We start from the raw sequence: 18,833 nt of genomic DNA, 5'->3' as shown, positions 1-18,833 counted from the left end.
TGACAATTAATCGGTTCCCGCATAGGAATGCAGACCCGCGATAATCAAGTTGACGCCGACCAGCGTAAACATGACCACGATAAAGCCGATAACGGACAGCCAGGACGAGTGTTTCCCCTGCCAACCGCGCGATAGCCGTAAATGAAGGTACACGCTGTAGAACAACCATGTAATAAGCGCCCACACTTCCTTCGGATCCCAGCCCCAGAACCGGCCCCATGCAATTTCAGCCCAGATCATGGCGAATATGAGACCACCCAGCGTAAATACCGGGAATCCGATCGCAATGGCGCGATAGCTGATTTCATCCAGATCGTCCGGATCCAATCTATTCAGTGCAGGCTGAATGAATTTTGCTAGCGGCTTACGCAGAATCAGGCGGAGCAACCCGTACAGGATCACCCCCGTGATCAGCGACCATATTACCGTATTCAGCTTACGCCCCGCATTCACGCCGTGCATCCAGGACGGAGCTTCCATGAGTGGAGATTTCATGCCCAAGAAGGACTGCATGCTCTCCGTCTCGCTTTTATAAGGTGCAACAAGCGGTGGCATGTTATATTCCACTTTTACTATTGTACTATTTTCTGTCTTCGGGTCAACCAAAGTCTGGTTAAACTCAGCCTGATATCCGCTTGCACGGAAGCTGTACACCGACAAAATAAATCCGATCAGTATCACGATGGCAAACATGCAGAGTTCAAGCCAGCGCTGTTCTCTGCGTGCGCCCTTATCTGTCCCGCTAAAGTTAACGGTACGGAGCAGGTGCATCAAGCCGGCAATAAAACCGACCGCAAAAAATGCATCGCCCAGCGCAGCCAAGGTTACGTGAATCCCCAGCCAATAAGACTGAAGCGATGGAATCAGCGGCTGCACCTCCTGCGGAAACACGGCTGCATATGCCATGATCAGAATCGCCAGCGGCAGGGCAAACAATCCGAGCAGCGATTTTTTGTAGATAAAATAAAGTACGAGGAAGGCAATCATGATTGCCATCGACAAGAAGGTCATAAACTCATACATGTTGCTGACAGGCACATGACCAGAGCCCGCCCATCTCGTAAAGAAGTACAGCAGATGTCCGATCAAACCGATCGATGCCGTAACAAATGCGATTTTCCCCCATTTAGCCAAATGGGCTTCCGGGTCCCGCTTGCGGAACCGTCGTCCCATAACGGCAAGTGCATACATGATAAATGCCGCACAATACAAGGTAAAGGCAACGATAAATGCGTTGCCGCTAAAATCAATTAGATTCATCCTTAGTCCCCCTGTTATTCTCCAATGACTTTTCATCGACTTCGATATTCATTTGCTTGAGGATCGCGGAGACCTCCTTGCGCAGCCCAAACCAGTTCTTGTTCGTATGTGCGCCAAGTGTCAGCGTTCCGTTATCAATACGCAGCCAGATCCGGCGATGGGTGAAATAAAAGCCCATGACCAGGCCGACCATACCGATAAAACAACCAATCCAAATGAACGGCATGGCTTTATCCACACGAATATTCAGATAAGTCGTAGATTCCGAAAAGTCCACATCGTCCATGCTGAGAACATCCAGTTGTACGAGCGCTTCCCCACCCGCCAGCTGTGCATTGATCGCTTCCTGGTTAAAGCGTTCCTTATCGATCTGCTTCGGGAAGTAGAAATATTGAATGCCTTCCTTCGGCAGCTCAGGTCCCTTAATCAGAAATAAGAATGCAGGCGCATTCGGGTTAGGTGACAGATTTACCGGTTTGCCGTTATCGCCAAGTCCAAAATCGGTAAAGGATTGTGTAAGCGTTAACGTATATTCTCCCGCCTGATACTCTCTTTGAGGATCGTCGATCGACAATGTGATTTTTCCGTATTCCTTCCCGCTCTTACTGTCAACCAGCACCGGCGAAACCGAACGGAGAATCGGGGTCAGATCATAATCGAATTGATAAGCTTTTAACCCTTTGTAATTGAGTGGATGATTTACCTCGATGTTATGACGCGTCACTTCCACGAGCTCGGGCTTTTTGCCGAGATCGTCACAATTGGCCTCGCACATATACAGAATCGCCTGCGTTTGGAACTCCTTCGGCAGTACTTTATTCTTGCCTTTAAATTCCTCCGGCATATCGTCCTCGGTATAGAACTCCACCTTAAAGCCATCGTTCAATAAATAATAACTGGTATTCTTGATGTGCACAGGCTCATCTTGAGGGAAGGCCATGTGCTCGTCCATATGCAGACCAGGAAGATTCCGTCCAAGAACGGCAAGCAGGAAAATAATCAGGCCGATATGAAGAACATAGGGGCCCCAGCGGCTGAACCGCTGCTTCTCCGCCAGTAGGGTTCCGCCATCCGTTCGCACGCGGTAGCCCTTCTTCTTAATGATCGGTTTCACCCGTTCAACCCAGTCGGCACCGTCCTCTTCGACTTGTCCTTGGTATATCACCTTTTGGCGGGTAAGGAAGGACATATGCTTCGGAATCCGCTGTCTGCTGAGCGCTTTGTATAGTGGAAGGACCCGGTCCAGACTGCAAATGACAAGCGATGCGCCGATCATGACAAGCAGCAGCACGAACCACCATGACGTGTATGTATGGGACAGCCCGAGCAAGTAATAAATATGCCCCAGCTGCCCGTACTCCTCTTTGTAATAGACCGAGGGGTCAATATTAAGGAATGTGCTTTCCTGCGGAAAGATGGTCCCTAACGAGGAACCAATCAGGGTAAGCAATATCAGATATATTGCTACTTTTACCGAAGAAAAGAAATTCCATACCCGATCGATAATACCGGGATTTTCTTTCTGTGATCGACGAGCAACGCCGTCATACCGCATTTCCAGAATCGGCTGGGCCTCTGCTTCCTCGGTCAGTGGCTTGCCGCATGCCTCGCAGAGGACCGTCCCCGTTGGATTCTGGTGTCCGCAATCACACTTCGTATTCTGGATCAAAGGCTTGGAACCTTGACTCATTTCGCATTCACCAACTGTTCAATTTGTTTGTCAAGGGTGTTCAAATCCAGTTCGCCTATACGAATATGATCAATTTTGCCAGAGGCCGTAACAAAAAAGGTGGTCGGCATCGGCCCAACCCCGAAGCTGGCAACAGCATCCCGTTTAGGATCCATCAGTATAGGGAACTTCACGCCGGTTTGAGCAACAAAATTCTCAACGGTCATTTTGTTCTCGCCCACATTAATTCCGATGATCTCAACGCCTTGACTGCTCCATTTCTCCCACTGGGCTTGAAGAGCCGGCATTTCCCGCACGCATGGCGGACAGTAGGTGCCCCAGAAATTAATCACCCTGGCCTTGCCTTCGTATTCGCTCATGGTATGTACGCTGCCATCCATGCCTAGAAGTTCAAAGTCCGCTGCCTCTTGACCCACTTTGGGAACCTCATCAGAACCGAATACCACGGTTGCAACGGCGTAAACTCCGACCAGGATTATGGCAAGCAGAATCACAATCTGTACGCTTTTCTTTGATTTGCCCATAAAGCAGCAGCTTCCTTTCTATGACATTCATCATATCGTTTACTACGGGTGTGAACATCCTATGAACAATTATAACGAAATTTGTCATAAACGCCGCTCGCCATTTTGAATATTATGTGTCGGGTTTAACGTTTTCTCTTCGGTTTCCCGCCCGGCTTAGCGGCTTTCGCCATCTGCAAAAGCTGGTTGATTTCATCCGCTGTCAAATGGCGGTACAAACCTCGTTTTAAATTTTGCAGCAGCAGATCCCCATAAGATATCCGCTTCAAACGCGTTACCGGATGGGAAATCGCTTCGAACATTCTTCTCACTTGACGGTTGCGGCCTTCATGGATGGTAATCGATATGACGGATTGTTTATTATCCGGGTCCACATCCTTATATTCCACTTCGGCAGGAGACGTCATTCCGTCCTCCAGCATGATCCCTTGGCGAAGCTTGTCCAGCTCGGTGCCATGGGGCACCCCTTTCACGGTAGCCAAGTATGTTTTGGGCACATGATATTTAGGGTGGCTGAGCAGATTGGCAAACTCGCCGTCATTGGTCAGCAGCAGGAGTCCTTCCGTATCGTAGTCCAAACGTCCAATCGGATATACCCGCTCTTTGATGCCCTTGAGATAATCCGATACAATTTTTCGGCCTTCGGGATCAGAAGCGCTTGTAATAACTCCCTTCGGCTTGTTCAGCATAATGTATACCTTTTTCTCATTCTTAATCGGTTTGCCTGAAACCGTAATGATATCCTGAGCTGGATCGGCCTTCGTGCCGAGTTCGGTAACGGTCTCTCCGTTTACCTGCACCTTGCCTTCAAGAATCAATTCCTCGCACTTGCGGCGGGAAGCGACTCCGGCCTGTGCCATAATTTTCTGTAATCTCTCCATGTTCGTTAGGTCACCTCATTCCTAATGATAACCATCGACAGGATAAATCACAAGCGCGTTCCATGGAAAATGTGCTCCAGGGCAGGAGTCGGAGTGAGGAAACAAGTATAACGGGGAAATATCATGGAGTCTGGATAGCTCCAAAATGATTTTGCTGGCGGTAAACAGCTGTGTTTTCTGGTCCAGCGACATGGACTCGTAGCCGATATTAAAGTCGCCCTCCAGACAGATATGAATCTGGCCCGGGTGAACCAGCACGGATGAAGAAGAAACCGAGCCGTCCGGATGAATTTTAAAATCCCAGTTCCGCGGTTCCCGCTCGCATACGGTATGATGAATAACAAAACCCTCGATTTCCATTTCATCACCCCTACTACAATTTGTAATTGCAGCAGTATATGACGCGAGGGAATCGAGGGTATGGGCACACGTCCCGTTACATAGAAAAAACGCTCCGTCTTACTCAGACCGTCCGAATGATCTCAATTAACCGAACACCAGCAGGCAGACGGCGATCGCGGCAATAAAACCGACCACATCAGAGAACAGCCCCACCTTCAGCGCATACCGGCCATTGCGGATTCCGACGGCGCCAAAGTAGACGGTCAGTACGTACAAAGTCGTGTCCGTGCTTCCCTGTATGGTCGAAGCAATTCGGCCAATCATGGAATCCGGACCGTATGCCCGGATCAGTTCCGTTGTGTAAGCGAGAGAGCCTGTACCCGTCAGCGGCCTGAGAATTCCCAAAGGCAAAATCTCGCTCGGCACGCCCAGCGATTGCAGAAAGGGGCCCGTCCAGCCCACAAAAAACTCCAGCGCGCCGGAAGACCGGAACACGCTAATGGCGACCATCATGCCCACCAAGTGCGGGATGATCCCAATCGCCGTGGAGAAGCCGTCCTTGGCTCCATCCACAAACGATTCATATACGGGCACTTTGCGGGTATAAGCATAAAGTGGAATGAATGCGATAATAATGGGAATAGACCAGGCGGAAACGAGATTAATCCATGACAGCAAGAATCATCACCCCTTCACATCCGGGTTCAGGCTTGTACCGATTCCCGGCGGCTTCTGGCGGCGTATCGTCCTTCTTCGATACCATCGGTCAGCCATAATGGCGGCCGCCGTCGCAATCGCTGTGGCCAAAAGCGTGGTCCCAACGATTTCCGAAGGATTAGCGGACTCATAATTCAGCCTGATCGCGATTAGCGTTGTCGGTATGAGCGTAATGCTGGCCGTATTTAATGCCAGCAGGGTACACATCGCCGGAGACGCTGTTTCCTTATCCGGGTTTAACTTCTGAAGCTCCTGCATCGCCTTAATCCCCATCGGAGTCGCCGCATTCCCCAGACCGAACAAATTGGCGCTCATGTTGGACAATATATACCCCATAGCGGGATGATTCTTCGGTACATCCGGGAACAGGAAGCGGACAACCGGGCCCAGCAGCTTGGCAACCTTCTTCAGCAGGCCCGCGTCCTCTGCCAGGCGCATCATGCCTAGCCAGAATACCAGTATGCTGATGAGACCGAAGGAGACGGTTACTCCCGTCTGGGCTCCGTCAAATGCGGCTTTTGTAACACTTTCGATGTTCCCGTTAACTGCCGCAAAGATAAAGCCGATCAGTATCATCCCCATCCAAATCAAATTGATCATCTCTTCGCCCCCGTTTGCTGCCTCGCTCGCGTGAGAATACACGATCTCTTTAGCGAAGGCTAGTTATGATTTGGCCCTAAACAGATGCCTTAGCACTTCTCCTGCAGACTGCCACAGCGACAACGAACCGATGGGTCCGGATGTGCTTCTGGACTTCTGCAAAACCTCAGGGACTTCAGGTAGCTTGCTTCCTTCCGCATAGACCGGAACTTTGCCGATGCTGACATTATCGAGCAGCAGTTCAATATGACCCCGAAGCCCGAAAGACAGGTCGGGCGTGCTCGTTTTATGCAGGACCAGCCTCTTCACCAGGCGCGCTTCCTCATCATGCGCAAACGCATACGTAAAGGAACTCCCCGTGACCAGTGGATAGCCCTGGATCTTCTGCCCTTTCTCCGTAACCTTTTTCAGTGGAAAATGGTTGAATCCGTAATCCAGCATCTTGGAATGATCATTCCAATCGTTGCCGTCATTCAGCGTAACCGCCGCAATCTGCTGACCGTTTCGGGTAGCGGAGCTTACCAGGCAGCGGAATGCTTTTTTGGTGTAACCGGTTTTGACGCCGTCCGCCCCCTCGTAGAAACGAAGCATCTTGTTTTTGTTATCCCATTTGTAGTCCCACGCTTCATTCGGATTGGGTGCTTTCTTGGTCGGCGTTTTGACAATCTCGCTAAAGACAGGATTCTTGAGGGCATAAGCCGTCAGTTTGGCAACGTCATTAGCGGAAGAATAATGATCATCATGATCCAAACCATGAGGATTCATAAAATGCGAGTTCGTCAAACCGAGTCCGGCCGCCTTCTCGTTCATCAGCAGCACAAAGCCTTCTTCCGTACCCCCGACATGCTCGGCGATGGCCGTCGCGGCGTCGTTGCCTGATCGCAGCATTAAGCCGTACAGCAGATTCTCAAGCGTCATCTCCTCACCTAGCTTCAGGAAGAGAGAGGAGCCCTCTTTGGCAAAAGCATTCTTGGAGACCTTGACGCGATCGTCCAGCTTGCCGTGTTCAATCGCCACAATGGCTGTCATGATCTTGGTCAGGCTTGCGATTCTTAAACGCTCGTCCCCGTTTTTGCTGTAGAGCATTCTACCGGAAGTGACATCAATCAGTGCAGCTGCCTGCGCATGGTTGGCGGGGCCATTCTCATGATCTGCATGCACGGGAACAACCGTTACCAGCAAGCAGCTTATGGCAATCAACATGGATAACAAAGACTTGCAGTTCGTCCATTTCATTTTCATCATTTTATCCTCCGGTGTTCAGAAATCTTGTACAAGTATATGTCGTCCGCGCTAAAGGTATGTCCATTTCATAATTATCCAAGAGTTCAGCTTCGCTGAATGCTCATATAACCGCTTCTCTTTACAGCAAAAATCCCTTCCGTTATGAACGAAAGGGATTTGCTTGCTCCAATCAGTACGCAGGCGGAGGCGTGGTGCTGTTCGCGGCATTGCTTCCTGATTGAAACATCGACTGGATTTGATCGAGTAAATACGGGGTTGCATCAATAATCCGTTCAAACAGATGGGTTTGATTGTCCAGCGGCACGATGTGCACGCCTTCTTTACCCACGACCAGGAAAGCAATCGGCCGAATGGACACGCCACCGCCGCTGCCGCCGCCAAAAGGAAGGGCACTATGATCGTTGTGCGTCCCGTTAGTGGTGGTGGATGCGTGTGTGCCTCCCGCCTCAACGTTGTAGTCGCTACCGCCGGCCGCGAAACCAAACGCCACTTTACTGATTGGCAAGATAACGCTGCCGTCCGGCGTATTCACCGGATCGCCCACAATCGTATTAACGTCCACCATTCCCTTGATGTTTTCCATAGCCGTTTGCATCAAGCCTTGAATAGGGTGTTCTGCCATGATCTAATTCCTCCTTTCACCTTTAACACGCGAACTATAAGTACCAGTCCAGCATACATAGCTTTTCCGCAAGAGATTTTCGCTATGCAGTTAAGCTCTGTGGAAATTTGCGGCGGACCGTTAAAGAGCGGCACCACATCAATTCGGGGAAGCTCTTTCATGACCAGGCGATACGACATCCATCCAAGTAACGTATGCTTGATGCCGTGCAGCAGACCAGTCGCTACCGCCGTGTCGGCTGCATGCTCCAGGGCAATCCGGGTTGACCAGCGCACATCCATGAGATGAACGGCCGACATCGTCTGTCTCAACCACTTTTTGAAACCTTTTGTTGAAAGCATGGCCCGCCCGTAGTCCTTAAATCTGATCGTTCTGCTCGAAGCCTTCTCCTCTATTGAATCGGGTGCAGTTCCCTGTTCTCCGTCTCCACCAACGGTTTCCTTCTTAAACTCGATCCCACCGTTCGCCAGGTGAAAGGGGACTGCATACTTGCGCTTAATTAATCCGAAGATCATTTTGATTTCTGCCAATACTTTATATTCATCTTTTTTCAGAACCACATCCAGCTTAATCGTTACCTTGGAGCTCAGCACAACGATCAGCAATACGATGAGGAGAACGACCAGACCAGCCGCCAGAAAGATCCATATCCTCACGAAGTAACCCCCAGCACGAACTTAGTCAAATGTAATCCGCTTGGCTTAGTATGGCAAAAGCGCCTCCAAATGATGCGAAATTGTTCCAAGTCCTTGAATTCAAATTTTCGCTAGCCGCATAAAAAATCCCGGACGATGGATTTTACCATGCCCGGGATCAACTTTTTGCTACAACCTATAATATTGTATACTGGCTAGGTTTCCTCTACATCATCAAACGTAAGCTGACGACCGTCAAGCTTATCGAACAACAGCTGAGTCTCCTCTTCTAAATTATCGTTATCCTCGAATTGCGACGGCTCCGGCAAATCCTTGATGTTGGCAAGCCCGAAATATTCCAGGAAAGACTTGGTCGTTCCATACAGAATCGGTCTGCCAATCGCCTCGGCGCGTCCGACTTCCTCGATCAATCCTTTGCTTACCAGCGTATGGATGGCCCGTTCGGACTTGACGCCGCGGATGTCTTCAATCTCTACGCGCGTAATCGGTTGACGGTAGGCCACGATGGAAAGTGTTTCGAGTGCGGCTTGCGACAAGGAGGAGCGGGAGGGAGAATACGCCAGGCGCTCAAAATACGGAGCATGCTCGGCCAGCGTCGCGACTTTGTAACTCCCCGCAATCTGTACGATCTGAATCCCGCGCTCATGGCGCTCCCATTCCTCCTTCATGTCCTCAAGCGCTTCGCCAACCAGGCCATCCGACTGCTCGGTGATCTCAGCAATTTGCCTAACCGACAAGCCCTCTTCTCCCGACAGGAACAGAAGCCCCTCAATAATCGATTTCAGCTTCGGATAATCCATCAATGCGTCCTTCCCCTCTCCACTCCATGACGATATCTTCAAACAACTTCTCTTGGTAGCACAAAATTTGCTTCATTTTCATCAGCTCCAAAATGGCCAGGAAGGTTACCACGATTTCATGCCGTACCATCTCTTCGTGTAGCAGCTTGGAGAACAGGATTCTGCCTCCAGGCCCAACCTCCTCCAAAGCATCCATGACCTGACGAATCCGGTCCTTAACCGATATTTCATCCCGCTGAATGCGGGCATACGATGTACGTTTGACTGCTTTGCTTAACGCTTTTTGAAAAGCAGCGATCAAATCCGAAATATGTAATCCCTGAACCGGATTCTCTTCCACTTCCGGCATGTAAGGCGTCAGGTCTTCCGCTTCCTTGGAATACATCAGACTGCGTTCCCATTCCTTCTCATGCAGGTGGCGAGCGATGCCTTTGTACTTACGGTATTCGATCAGCTTCGCAATGAGCTCTGCTCTGGGATCCATGTCATCCTCTTCATAAAAATCGAACTCGTCCATTTCGATAACCGGAGGCTTCGGAAGCAATAGTTTGCTCTTTATAGACAGCAGCGTTGCAGCCATGACCAGAAATTCGCTCGTAATTTCCAGCTCCAGCTCCTGCATGTTGTGCAAATAGGCCATGTATTGTTCGGTAATCTCGCTGACGGGAATATCCTGGATGTCGATTTCCGCTTTATCAATCAAATGCAGCAGCAGATCGAGCGGTCCTTCAAACGTTTCCAGCTTGTATAATACGGTCACGGTGAATCCTCCCGCCAAAAAAATAAAATGCAGTGCTCCAAAAAAAGAGCACTACATTAAATAAGCACTATTTTAGGCTTTTCGTCAAGTTCGCCATTTCGATGGCTGCCATGGCCGAATCCCAGCCTTTATTGCCGGCCTTCGTTCCCGCACGCTCCACGGCTTGTTCGATATTCTCCGTCGTCACGACACCGAAAATCGTTGGTACACCGGTCTTCAGGTTAATTGCGGATACCCCCTTGGCCACTTCGTTGCATACATAATCATAGTGCGTGGTGGACCCGCGAATGACGGTTCCCAAGGTGATGATTGCATCGTATTTGCCGCTCTCTGCCATTTTTTGGGCAATCAGCGGGATTTCAAACGCACCCGGCACCCACGCCACGTCGACTTCGTTCTCCTGTGCGCCATGACGCTTCAGTGCGTCCAGTGCGCCGCTCAGCAGCTTGCTGGTGATGAATTCGTTGAATCGACCTACGACGATCCCGTACTTTAGACCCTCGGATACTAATTTACCTTCAAATATTGTTGTCATGATGAATGACTTCCTTTCGGTTTGGAGTTTATATAAGGTCTTAAGGTGATCATAGGCATTGCTTCGCAAGAAGTCGCTGCCGGATCAAATCGTTCTTCCGATCGCTGTTAAATCCTGATTTCATGATCTATTTTTTCAAGGTGGAAATCAGGATTTAAAGGCGACCGCTACCGCTTCTCCAGAACTGATTTGCTCCTCTGCTTATTATGCTCAGGCAAATCCGTCTTCTCAAATAAGACCTTTTGTTATATGGTGATTAGTTGGCACTCTCGTTCTGCTCGATATCGCTGAATTTCAGCATATGACCGAGCTTGGCTTGCTTGGTATGCAGGTAGCCCGTGTTATCCTCGTTCTCCGGCATTTGGATCGGAACGCGCTCCACAACCTCAAGACCGTAACCCTCGAGGCCTTTGATTTTGCGCGGATTGTTTGTCAGCAAGCGGATTTTTCTGATCCCCAGATCCTTCAGGATCTGGGCTCCGATGCCGTAATCGCGCAGATCCGCCGCAAAACCGAGCTTCAGGTTCGCGTCCACGGTGTCGAGTCCCTCTTCCTGCAGTTTGTAGGCTTTCAATTTGTTGATTAAGCCGATGCCCCGCCCCTCCTGGCGCATGTAGAGAAGAACGCCTCTGCCTGCTTCATCGATTTGGCGGAGTGCCGCCTCGAACTGGGGACCGCAATCGCAGCGATGGGAGTGAAACACATCTCCTGTCAGACACTCGGAATGCACGCGCACGAGGACAGGCTCATTCCCGTCGATCTCCCCTTTTACCAAGGCAACATGCTCTTTATTGTCCACGTCGTTGGTGTAGGCTACGGCCTGAAACACGCCGAAGTCGGTCGGCATCCGCACAGCTACCTCTCGCTGGACAAGCTTTTCTTTTTCATTGCGGTAATGAATCAGATCCTTGATGCTAATCAGCTTCAGCTCATGCTTCTTGGCAATCTCCACAAGGTCCGGCAGCCGTGCCATTGTGCCGTCTTCCTTGATTACCTCGCAGATGACGCCGGCCGGATAGGAGCCGCTCAATCTGGCAAGATCGACAGCGGCCTCCGTATGTCCTGCCCGGCGCAGGACGCCTCCATCTTTTGCGATCAACGGGAACATATGACCTGGTCTTCGGAAATCGGACGCAGATGCATTCGAATCCAAAATGCCTTTGACGGTGATGGACCGCTCATAGGCCGATATGCCTGTCGTAGTGTCCTTATGATCAATGGAAACCGTAAAGGCCGTTCCATGAAAGTCCGTATTTTGGGTAACCATCGGTTTGAGGTCGAGCTCCTGGGCTCTGGCCTGCGTCATGGGCAAACATACGAGCCCACGGCCTTCGGTGATCATAAAATTAATGACCTCCGGGGTTGCCTTATCTGCTAATGCGATAAAATCACCCTCATTCTCACGGTCTTCATCATCGACAACAATGACGACCTTGCCTTCCTTCAAATCGGTTAACGCCTCTTCGATTGTATGAAATGAAAAGCGCTCATCCATCGCTACTCCTCCTTCTTCCTCATGGAGACTCTATGTGAATCACTAGGCTTAGGCAAATCCGTGTTCCGCAAGATAATCCCTGCTGATCCCCGGTTTTGTTCCGCCTTTGCTGCCGGCCCCTTCTGAGCCGTAATGCAGCAGGTGATCTACATATTTCCCTAAAATGTCGCATTCGATATTAATCGTATCGCCCGCTTTTTTATAAGCCAGCACCGTCTCCGCCAGCGTATGGGGGATGATGGATACCGTAAAGGAGGAATCTGTCGTTTTGACAACGGTCAAGCTGATTCCATCCAGGGTGACGGAGCCTTTCGGAATGATATATTTGAATATGTCCCCATTCGCGGGCGCAATCTCGTATACCACGGCATTCTGATCTGCCTGCACGCTGCGAATGACACCTACGCCATCCACATGCCCCTGAACGATATGGCCTCCGAATCTGCCTCCGGCCGCCATCGCCCGTTCCAGATTCACCTTTCCGCCTGGCTGCAGTTCCTTAAGATTGGTATTTCTATAGGTTTCCGGCATCACGTCTACCGTAAATATACCTTTGTCAATGGTTGTAGCTGTCAAGCAAACGCCATTAACGGATACGCTGTCCCCCAGCTTTAAATCATCCATAATCCGGCTCGCGGAAATGCTCAGCAGCATGGCTTCGCCCTTCCGTCCGATCCGCCTCATCTCGCCGATCTCCTCAACCAATCCAGTAAACACAGGCTTCCCTCCTTTCTTTCTCCTTATTTCCAGACCGGAATCCCGGTGACGTAAATATTGTCGCCAAGTCTTTCGGTCTCAAGTCCTGTCAGCTGAATCGCTTGATTCATCTGCTCATACCCGCTGAACATGTAATTTCCCGGGGAATCGTATCCACCAATAATCTTAGGGGCGATGAACTGGATGAGCCGATCCACCAGCTTCTGTTCCAGCATTGAGCCATTCAGCGTGCCCCCGCCCTCCAGCAAAATGGAGGCAATCCCCTTTTGCCCCAGTTTCACCAGTGCAGCCTTCAGATCCACACGCGGTCCTGGCCCGCAGGGGATAACCTGAATTCCTTGCTCTTCCAGCACGGACCGGTTCTTCTCATCCGCCTGCTCCGTCGTCAAGACCCATGTCGGCGCCAAACCGTCTGTCACGACATGGCTGTCGAGCGGGATTCGTAAGCTGGAATCCACAATGATCCTAACCGGATGCAAGCCTTCCACGCCAAGTCTTGTCGTCAGGCTTGGATTATCCGCGATTACGGTAGACACGCCTACCATGATGCCCTGGTGACGATGACGCAGCGTATGCACAAGCTCTCTTGATTCCTCATTGGATATCCACTTGCTATCACCGGTTTTCGAAGCGATCTTGCCGTCCAGCGTGCTGGCTGTCTTTAACGTTACGAAAGGCTGACCCGTCGTAATGAATTTAATGAAGGTTTCGTTCAAGCGAAGAGCACGTTCCTTAAGGACACCGATCTCAACCCTGATTCCCGCTGCGCGCAGCATTTGGATCCCATTGCCCGCAACAAGAGGATTGGGGTCCTCGCAAGCAACAACCACTCGCTGAACACCTTCGGCAATCAGCCTCTCGCTGCATGGCGGCGTCGTACCGTAGTGACTGCAGGGCTCCAGTGTCACGTACACCGTACTGCCCGCTGCTTTGCTGCCAGCCATATTCAGAGCATGAACTTCAGCGTGCGGTGTTCCGCGCTCCAGATGTGTTCCCACCCCTGCAAGCGCGCCATCCTTAACGACGACACAGCCCACAACCGGATTAATCCCGGTTTGGCCCTGAGCACGTTCAGCCAGGTCCAGCGCAAGTGACATATAGAATTCATCGTTGACGATATCCATGCTAAACATGCCCCTTTCTCAACGTTCACACAAAAAAGCCCTGCCAAAGATTCGGGGAATCCTTAACAGGGCTTGATGGAAGTTATAATCGACACACTAAATAACCGTTATGATCGCAGGTTTTGCCTATAACAAACGATTCAAATCCGTTACCGACGACATCAAATCATCGCAAGCACAGGTTTGAATCGCATGTGAAAACCTGCACATAACGCATATCGCGTTGTGTGCACAGACACAAATAGCACATGTTGCTTATGTGTCTTTCACTCCTTCTCCCATCCAGACTATACTGTCGGTCCCGGATTTTCACCAGGTCCACCGCATACGGTGTGTTACAACACACGCATATCCGGGTCACGGACTAAGACGCAGCCATCTGCTTTCTAAAGCTCAATCACTGCGTTCATCACCGCCGGTAGGGAATTTCACCCTGCCCCGAAGGATTAAACATATGAAATTGTTTGATCTTATCAAGAATCTTATCACCACCTTTTGAAAATTGCAAGAAAAACAACTAACTTTTTTAAAGTTTATAACTTAATGACAATATGTGTATTGAATGTAGAAGGAGAATCCTCCCCCAAGGGAGAACAGTTAAATAGGATAAACACAGGAACTAGATACAGTTGAAAAGGAGCACGCAACGATGAAAACATCGCTGGACATTGTCGTCCGTCCTACGGAGATCGACGTCAACGGACATGTAAACAACGCCAAATACCTGGAATATCTGGAGTGGGGCCGTGAGGAATGGTACGAAGCAGGAAATCTTCAATATGACCTATTGAAACGGCTCGGTGTCCAGACCGTTACCGTCAATATCAATATTAATTACCGCAAGGAGTGCGGCCAGGGCGAACGGCTGACGATCGTGACCGAACCGCAGATTATGGGTCGTACGAGTTATGTGCTGATTCAGACGATATACAACGAACAGGGAGAGCTGTGCGCGGATGCCGCCGTTACCAGTGTGGCGATGGATGTACATACTCGAAAAAGCCGGCCTGTTCCGGAGGAGCTCCGCCAATTATTCCCTGACCCTGCCTAACCCCTCCCCGGAATATTAAAAACAGGCTCACCCTTATGAGTGAGCCTGTCCTGACCGGAAGCTAATGGTTACGCTTCGTATACTTCTACTTTTTCCATTTTGTCGCGGCCTTTGAATGCATCCACATACTCCATGCCCTCTACAACTTTACCGAACACCGTATGTTGTCCGTCCAAATGCGGCTGCGGCTCGTAGCATACATAGAACTGGCTTCCGCCCGTGTTGCGGCCGGCATGCGCCATGGCCAAGCTTCCACGCTCATGCTTGTTAGGGTTGATCTCGCAGTTGATGGTATAGCCAGGACCGCCGGTTCCCGTTCCCTGTGGGCAGCCGCCTTGAGCAACGAACCCAGGAATTACGCGGTGAAATACAAGACCGTTATAAAAACCGGAGTTCGCCAATTTCTCAAAATTAGCTACCGTATTCGGTGCATCATTCTCGAACAGATCAAGCACTACCTCTTTGCCGTTCTCTAATGTGATCTTCGCTTTTTTAGCCATATGTGTTATCTCCTTCCGTTATTAGAACGCTTTAATCGATTTTTTTACAATGCATTCTATAGTTTACTATGAATTGAGCTTCGAAGCAAAAACGATCTTGTCCCCCGTTTACACATCCTATATCAAGTCCAAGGCAAACCAAAGAGCCCTGACCGCAGCCGGAGGCAGTGGCGGGCCCTCTTGGGTTTTAGAGCCGTAAAACAAACTTCAGTTTAATTGGTTACGGTTTCTTTGGTTACACTTGCCGGCACCACATCATGACTGATGATGTCCGCAAGCGACTCACGGCGTACGACCAGCTTGCTCTGTCCGTCCTTCACGAACACGACTGCAGGTTTGCGGATGCGGTTGTAATTGCTAGCCATGGAATAGTTGTATGCGCCTGTGCAGGATACGGCCAGCAAATCGCCTGTTGCTACCTTCGGAAGCTCCAAGTCCCAGATGAGCATGTCTCCGCTCTCACAGCACTTGCCGGCAATGGATACCGTTTCTTCCGGTTTCTCATTCGCCCGGTTCGCCAGCAGCGCTTCATATTTCGACTCGTACAGCGCCGGGCGCGGGTTGTCCGTCATTCCGCCGTCTACGGCAACGTATTTACGCACTCCGGGAATATCCTTGCTTGTGCCCACCGTATACAGGGTGGTGCCTGCATCACCAACAATGCTCCGGCCCGGTTCCACCCAAATTTCAGGAAGTTCGGAGCCAAGGCCCGCAAAATGGGTCTTCACGGCATCCGTGATCGCTTTTACATACTGGGATACTTGAAGCGGCGTATCGCCATCCACGTAACGGATACCGAAACCACCCCCAAGGTTTACAACCTTGAACACAACCCCCAAACCTTCTTTAACGGAAGCCGCGAATTCAGCTACGCGCTGAACAGCCATCTGAAAGCCTTCCACCTCAAAAATCTGGGAGCCGATATGGGAATGAATACCCATCAGATGAATGTTCGCTTGAGCCTCGGCAAGCTTCACCGCTTCATAAGCAGAGCCGTTGCCGATATCAAAGCCAAATTTCGAATCCGTTTGGCCTGTTGAGATATACTCATGCGTATGAGCCTCAACACCCGGTGTCACGCGTAGCAGAATGTTGACCTTCCGATTCTTCTCGGCAGCAATCGCTTGCAGCATATGCAGTTCAACTACGTTATCGACAACGAAACAGCCAATTTCCGCATCCAGCGCCATCTCAATTTCTTCCGGGGTTTTATTATTTCCGTGGAAATGAATCCGGTCTGCCGGGAATCCGGCCTCAAGTGCGGTGTACAGCTCTCCGTCTGATACGACGTCAAGCGACATACCTTCCTGGTCGGCCAATTGGCACATGGCCATCACGCAAAACGCCTTACTTGCATACGCGACTTGGAACTTCAAGCCGGACGCCTTGAAGGCCTCGATGTATTCCCGACAACGATTGCGAACCGACTGCTCGTCTACAATATATAATGGTGTTCCATATTGAGCTTTCAAATCGGATGTGTCACACCCGCCGATTTCCAAATGCCCCTGATCGTTAATCTTGCTTGTACCGTGTAAAAACATGCTTACAATTCCTCCGATCCATTGATTCAAAATAGGGTAATCGAATAATTGTTCACAGTATAGCAGACAACGGAAGGTAATCAAAATGGATTTTTCAACACAACATTTGTGTTATTGTTATTGCTCGCCTCTCGGATTCATTTCAGGGCCCATTTTGGTGTTGTCGCGTGTTTTATTGTGGGCCGGGCGTCTTCTAGATAGAAGCAGCGGTTTGCGGAACAAAATTTCGCCCATCGCTTTTGCACTAAATGGTATAAATGGCCACAAATAAGAGGAATTGTAGGAACGGTGTGTCGTCAGGAGCAGAATCAGAAGCGTCGTCCCGATGACAAAACCCTTCACCCCAAACAGGGCTGTTGCAAGCAGAAGGAGCAGCCTGACCATCCGGTTGGCAAGTCCCAGCTCATAACTCGGAGTTGCATACATCCCGATGGATGCAACCGCCATATACAAGACGACCTCGTTGACAAACAATCCGGTCTTAACGGCGATGTCGCCGATCAAGATCGCGGCGATCAGCCCCATCGCCGACGCAAGCGGTGTCGGCGTATGAACGGCAGCCAAGCGGAGCAAATCCACGCCGAATTCAACGATCAGAAACTGCAGGATAATCGGAATTTTAGCATTCTCCTGCGGACCGATGATATCGAGTCCCGGCGGCTTCAGTTCAGGATGGACAACAAGCAGCATCCACAGCGGGAGCAGGAACATGGATGCAAAAATGCCTATAAAACGTATCCAGCGGAGATATGTCCCCATAAATGGGGTTTGGCGATTCTCCTCGGCATGCTGACACAGATCCAAAAACGTGGTTGGCATAATCATCACGCTCGGTGAAGTATCTACCATGACAACTACTCGGCCTTCGAGCAGATGGGAGGATACAACATCCGGCCGTTCCGAATATCGGACCAGCGGAAATGGGTGCCAGCCTTTGTTCACGATTGCTTCTTCGAGCTGTTTATCTCCAAGTGGAAGCCCCTCTAAATCCACTTCCTTGATTTTATCGCGAATCGCCTCAACCTGCGTACGGTCCACGATGTCATCTATGAAAACCAGGCACACATCCGTTCTCGTCCGCCTTCCGACCTTCATGACCTCAACGTGAAGTCCCGGATCACGAACCCGTCTTCGCACCAGGTTCACGTTGGTAACGAGTGTCTCCGTAAAACCATCCCTTGCGCCGCGAACGACACGTTCCACCGCAGGCTCCTCGAGCCCGCGCACAGGATATTTCCGGGTATCCAACAAGATAGCGGAATGCGCATCCTCAATGAACAGCGCACATATACCCGAGAGCACTTCGTTAATCACTTTGCTGAGCCTTGTATCCCGCTCCACTTGGACATGGGGAATATAGCGGGTCATCATCTCGGTAAGTGCCTGATTGCTCACATCCTCCGGTGTCAGATACGTCAGCCTTGTCAGTATATCCGTCACCACGGCATCATTCGTGAAGCCGTTTAAGAAGAGAAGTCCCGCGTTTCTGCCGGCAAAGTTCATTTCACGGAATACCACATCAAAAGAAACCCCAAGACCGATAACTTCCTTAAGCACTTTTTTCAGATCACTCAGCTTTGCGGGGACATGGTCTGTATGCTGCCAGTAGATGACGGATTCCTCGGTGCTGTTGGAGGTCTCGGCCTCCCTCTTCTCAGCCAGCTCCTGTTCCTCCAATGCTTTGATCTCCGATGGTGGAATGATCGGAATATCGGTCTCCCGTTCGCCGTTATATGTTGTTTTCTCGTCCATAACCTACCTCCTAGCCTC

At 50.4% G+C, this 18,833-nt stretch carries 20 protein-coding genes and 1 riboswitch; of the genes, 1 reads left to right on the top strand and 19 read right to left on the bottom strand.

Annotated features, from left to right (window positions below; translation table 11 throughout):
* Positions 1-6 precede the first annotated feature (6 nt).
* The 16 genes from ccsB to ribD all read right to left on the bottom strand — a co-directional run bounded on the left by ccsB (position 7) and on the right by ribD (position 13,968).
* Positions 7-1,260 carry a c-type cytochrome biogenesis protein CcsB gene (gene ccsB, locus BJP58_RS31160; protein ID WP_113056954.1) on the bottom strand — a complete coding sequence of 418 codons (1,254 nt, stop codon included), beginning with the start codon at positions 1,258-1,260 and terminating at the stop codon, positions 7-9.
* Complete coding sequence (gene resB / locus BJP58_RS31155; protein WP_194541914.1) at positions 1,247-2,950, bottom strand: cytochrome c biogenesis protein ResB; 1,704 nt, start codon at positions 2,948-2,950, stop codon at positions 1,247-1,249. The genes ccsB and resB overlap by 14 nt, the downstream gene beginning before the upstream one ends.
* The gene (locus tag BJP58_RS31150; protein ID WP_194541913.1) at positions 2,947-3,474 is read right to left on the bottom strand and encodes a redoxin domain-containing protein; all 528 of its coding nucleotides are present in this window, start codon (positions 3,472-3,474) and stop codon (positions 2,947-2,949) included. The genes resB and BJP58_RS31150 overlap by 4 nt, the downstream gene beginning before the upstream one ends.
* Before the next feature lie 125 nt (positions 3,475-3,599).
* Positions 3,600-4,355, bottom strand: coding sequence for a pseudouridine synthase (locus tag BJP58_RS31145; RefSeq protein WP_071223906.1), 756 nt, complete (start codon positions 4,353-4,355; stop codon positions 3,600-3,602).
* Between the two features lie 21 nt (positions 4,356-4,376).
* Complete coding sequence (locus tag BJP58_RS31140; RefSeq protein ID WP_194541912.1) at positions 4,377-4,715, bottom strand: N-acetylmuramoyl-L-alanine amidase; 339 nt, start codon at positions 4,713-4,715, stop codon at positions 4,377-4,379.
* Between the two features lie 126 nt (positions 4,716-4,841).
* A complete protein-coding gene (locus tag BJP58_RS31135) occupies positions 4,842-5,375 on the bottom strand; it encodes a spore maturation protein (protein WP_269468910.1) in 534 nt (177 codons plus the stop codon).
* A 6-nt stretch (positions 5,376-5,381) separates the two neighbouring features.
* Entirely contained in the window at positions 5,382-6,014 is a 633-nt protein-coding gene (locus tag BJP58_RS31130) for a nucleoside recognition domain-containing protein (protein WP_194541911.1), read from the bottom strand.
* Positions 6,015-6,077: 63 nt separating this feature from the next.
* Positions 6,078-7,259: a D-alanyl-D-alanine carboxypeptidase family protein gene (locus BJP58_RS31125; RefSeq protein ID WP_194541910.1), complete on the bottom strand. Its 1,182-nt coding sequence runs from the start codon at positions 7,257-7,259 to the stop codon at positions 6,078-6,080.
* Positions 7,260-7,428: 169 nt separating this feature from the next.
* Positions 7,429-7,881, bottom strand: coding sequence for a GerW family sporulation protein (gene ytfJ / locus BJP58_RS31120; protein ID WP_194541909.1), 453 nt, complete (start codon positions 7,879-7,881; stop codon positions 7,429-7,431).
* Positions 7,854-8,537 (bottom strand): DUF2953 domain-containing protein, encoded by a 684-nt coding sequence (locus tag BJP58_RS31115; protein WP_194541908.1) that lies wholly within the window; start codon positions 8,535-8,537, stop codon positions 7,854-7,856. Before BJP58_RS31115 ends, ytfJ begins: the two co-directional genes overlap by 28 nt.
* A gap of 194 nt (positions 8,538-8,731) precedes the next feature.
* On the bottom strand, positions 8,732-9,337 hold the full coding sequence (gene scpB, locus BJP58_RS31110; protein ID WP_194545124.1) for an SMC-Scp complex subunit ScpB: 606 nt from the start codon (positions 9,335-9,337) through the stop codon (positions 8,732-8,734).
* Positions 9,306-10,097 (bottom strand): segregation and condensation protein A, encoded by a 792-nt coding sequence (locus BJP58_RS31105; RefSeq protein WP_194541907.1) that lies wholly within the window; start codon positions 10,095-10,097, stop codon positions 9,306-9,308. The genes scpB and BJP58_RS31105 overlap by 32 nt, the downstream gene beginning before the upstream one ends.
* A gap of 67 nt (positions 10,098-10,164) precedes the next feature.
* Positions 10,165-10,632, bottom strand: a complete 468-nt coding sequence (ribH, locus tag BJP58_RS31100) for a 6,7-dimethyl-8-ribityllumazine synthase (protein WP_194541906.1) — start codon at positions 10,630-10,632, stop codon at positions 10,165-10,167.
* A gap of 256 nt (positions 10,633-10,888) precedes the next feature.
* Positions 10,889-12,127, bottom strand: a complete 1,239-nt coding sequence (locus tag BJP58_RS31095; RefSeq protein ID WP_194541905.1) for a bifunctional 3,4-dihydroxy-2-butanone-4-phosphate synthase/GTP cyclohydrolase II — start codon at positions 12,125-12,127, stop codon at positions 10,889-10,891.
* Between the two features lie 48 nt (positions 12,128-12,175).
* Complete coding sequence (gene ribE / locus BJP58_RS31090) at positions 12,176-12,844, bottom strand: riboflavin synthase (RefSeq protein ID WP_194541904.1); 669 nt, start codon at positions 12,842-12,844, stop codon at positions 12,176-12,178.
* A 23-nt stretch (positions 12,845-12,867) separates the two neighbouring features.
* Positions 12,868-13,968: a bifunctional diaminohydroxyphosphoribosylaminopyrimidine deaminase/5-amino-6-(5-phosphoribosylamino)uracil reductase RibD gene (gene ribD / locus BJP58_RS31085; RefSeq protein ID WP_194541903.1), complete on the bottom strand. Its 1,101-nt coding sequence runs from the start codon at positions 13,966-13,968 to the stop codon at positions 12,868-12,870.
* 266 nt (positions 13,969-14,234) lie between these two features.
* A riboswitch (FMN riboswitch) is annotated at positions 14,235-14,418 on the bottom strand.
* A 199-nt stretch (positions 14,419-14,617) separates the two neighbouring features.
* On the opposite strand from ribD, the gene BJP58_RS31080 reads away from it, so the two are divergent.
* Positions 14,618-15,019, top strand: coding sequence for a YbgC/FadM family acyl-CoA thioesterase (locus tag BJP58_RS31080; RefSeq protein ID WP_194541902.1), 402 nt, complete (start codon positions 14,618-14,620; stop codon positions 15,017-15,019).
* A gap of 68 nt (positions 15,020-15,087) precedes the next feature.
* Here the strand turns inward: BJP58_RS31080 and BJP58_RS31075 are convergent, their stop codons facing one another.
* From BJP58_RS31075 to BJP58_RS31065, 3 genes are all read right to left on the bottom strand, one after another.
* Complete coding sequence (locus tag BJP58_RS31075) at positions 15,088-15,519, bottom strand: peptidylprolyl isomerase (protein WP_009595227.1); 432 nt, start codon at positions 15,517-15,519, stop codon at positions 15,088-15,090.
* A 212-nt stretch (positions 15,520-15,731) separates the two neighbouring features.
* Positions 15,732-17,063 carry a diaminopimelate decarboxylase gene (gene lysA / locus BJP58_RS31070; RefSeq protein WP_194541901.1) on the bottom strand — a complete coding sequence of 444 codons (1,332 nt, stop codon included), beginning with the start codon at positions 17,061-17,063 and terminating at the stop codon, positions 15,732-15,734.
* Between the two features lie 117 nt (positions 17,064-17,180).
* Positions 17,181-18,815, bottom strand: a complete 1,635-nt coding sequence (locus BJP58_RS31065; protein WP_194541900.1) for a spore germination protein — start codon at positions 18,813-18,815, stop codon at positions 17,181-17,183.
* Positions 18,816-18,833 lie beyond the last annotated feature (18 nt).

Origin of the sequence: Paenibacillus sp. JZ16 (genome assembly GCF_015326965.1) — a bacterium.
Classification (GTDB): Bacteria; Bacillota; Bacilli; order Paenibacillales; family Paenibacillaceae; genus Paenibacillus_AQ.
This window is presented reverse-complemented; position numbering and strand designations above follow the sequence as displayed.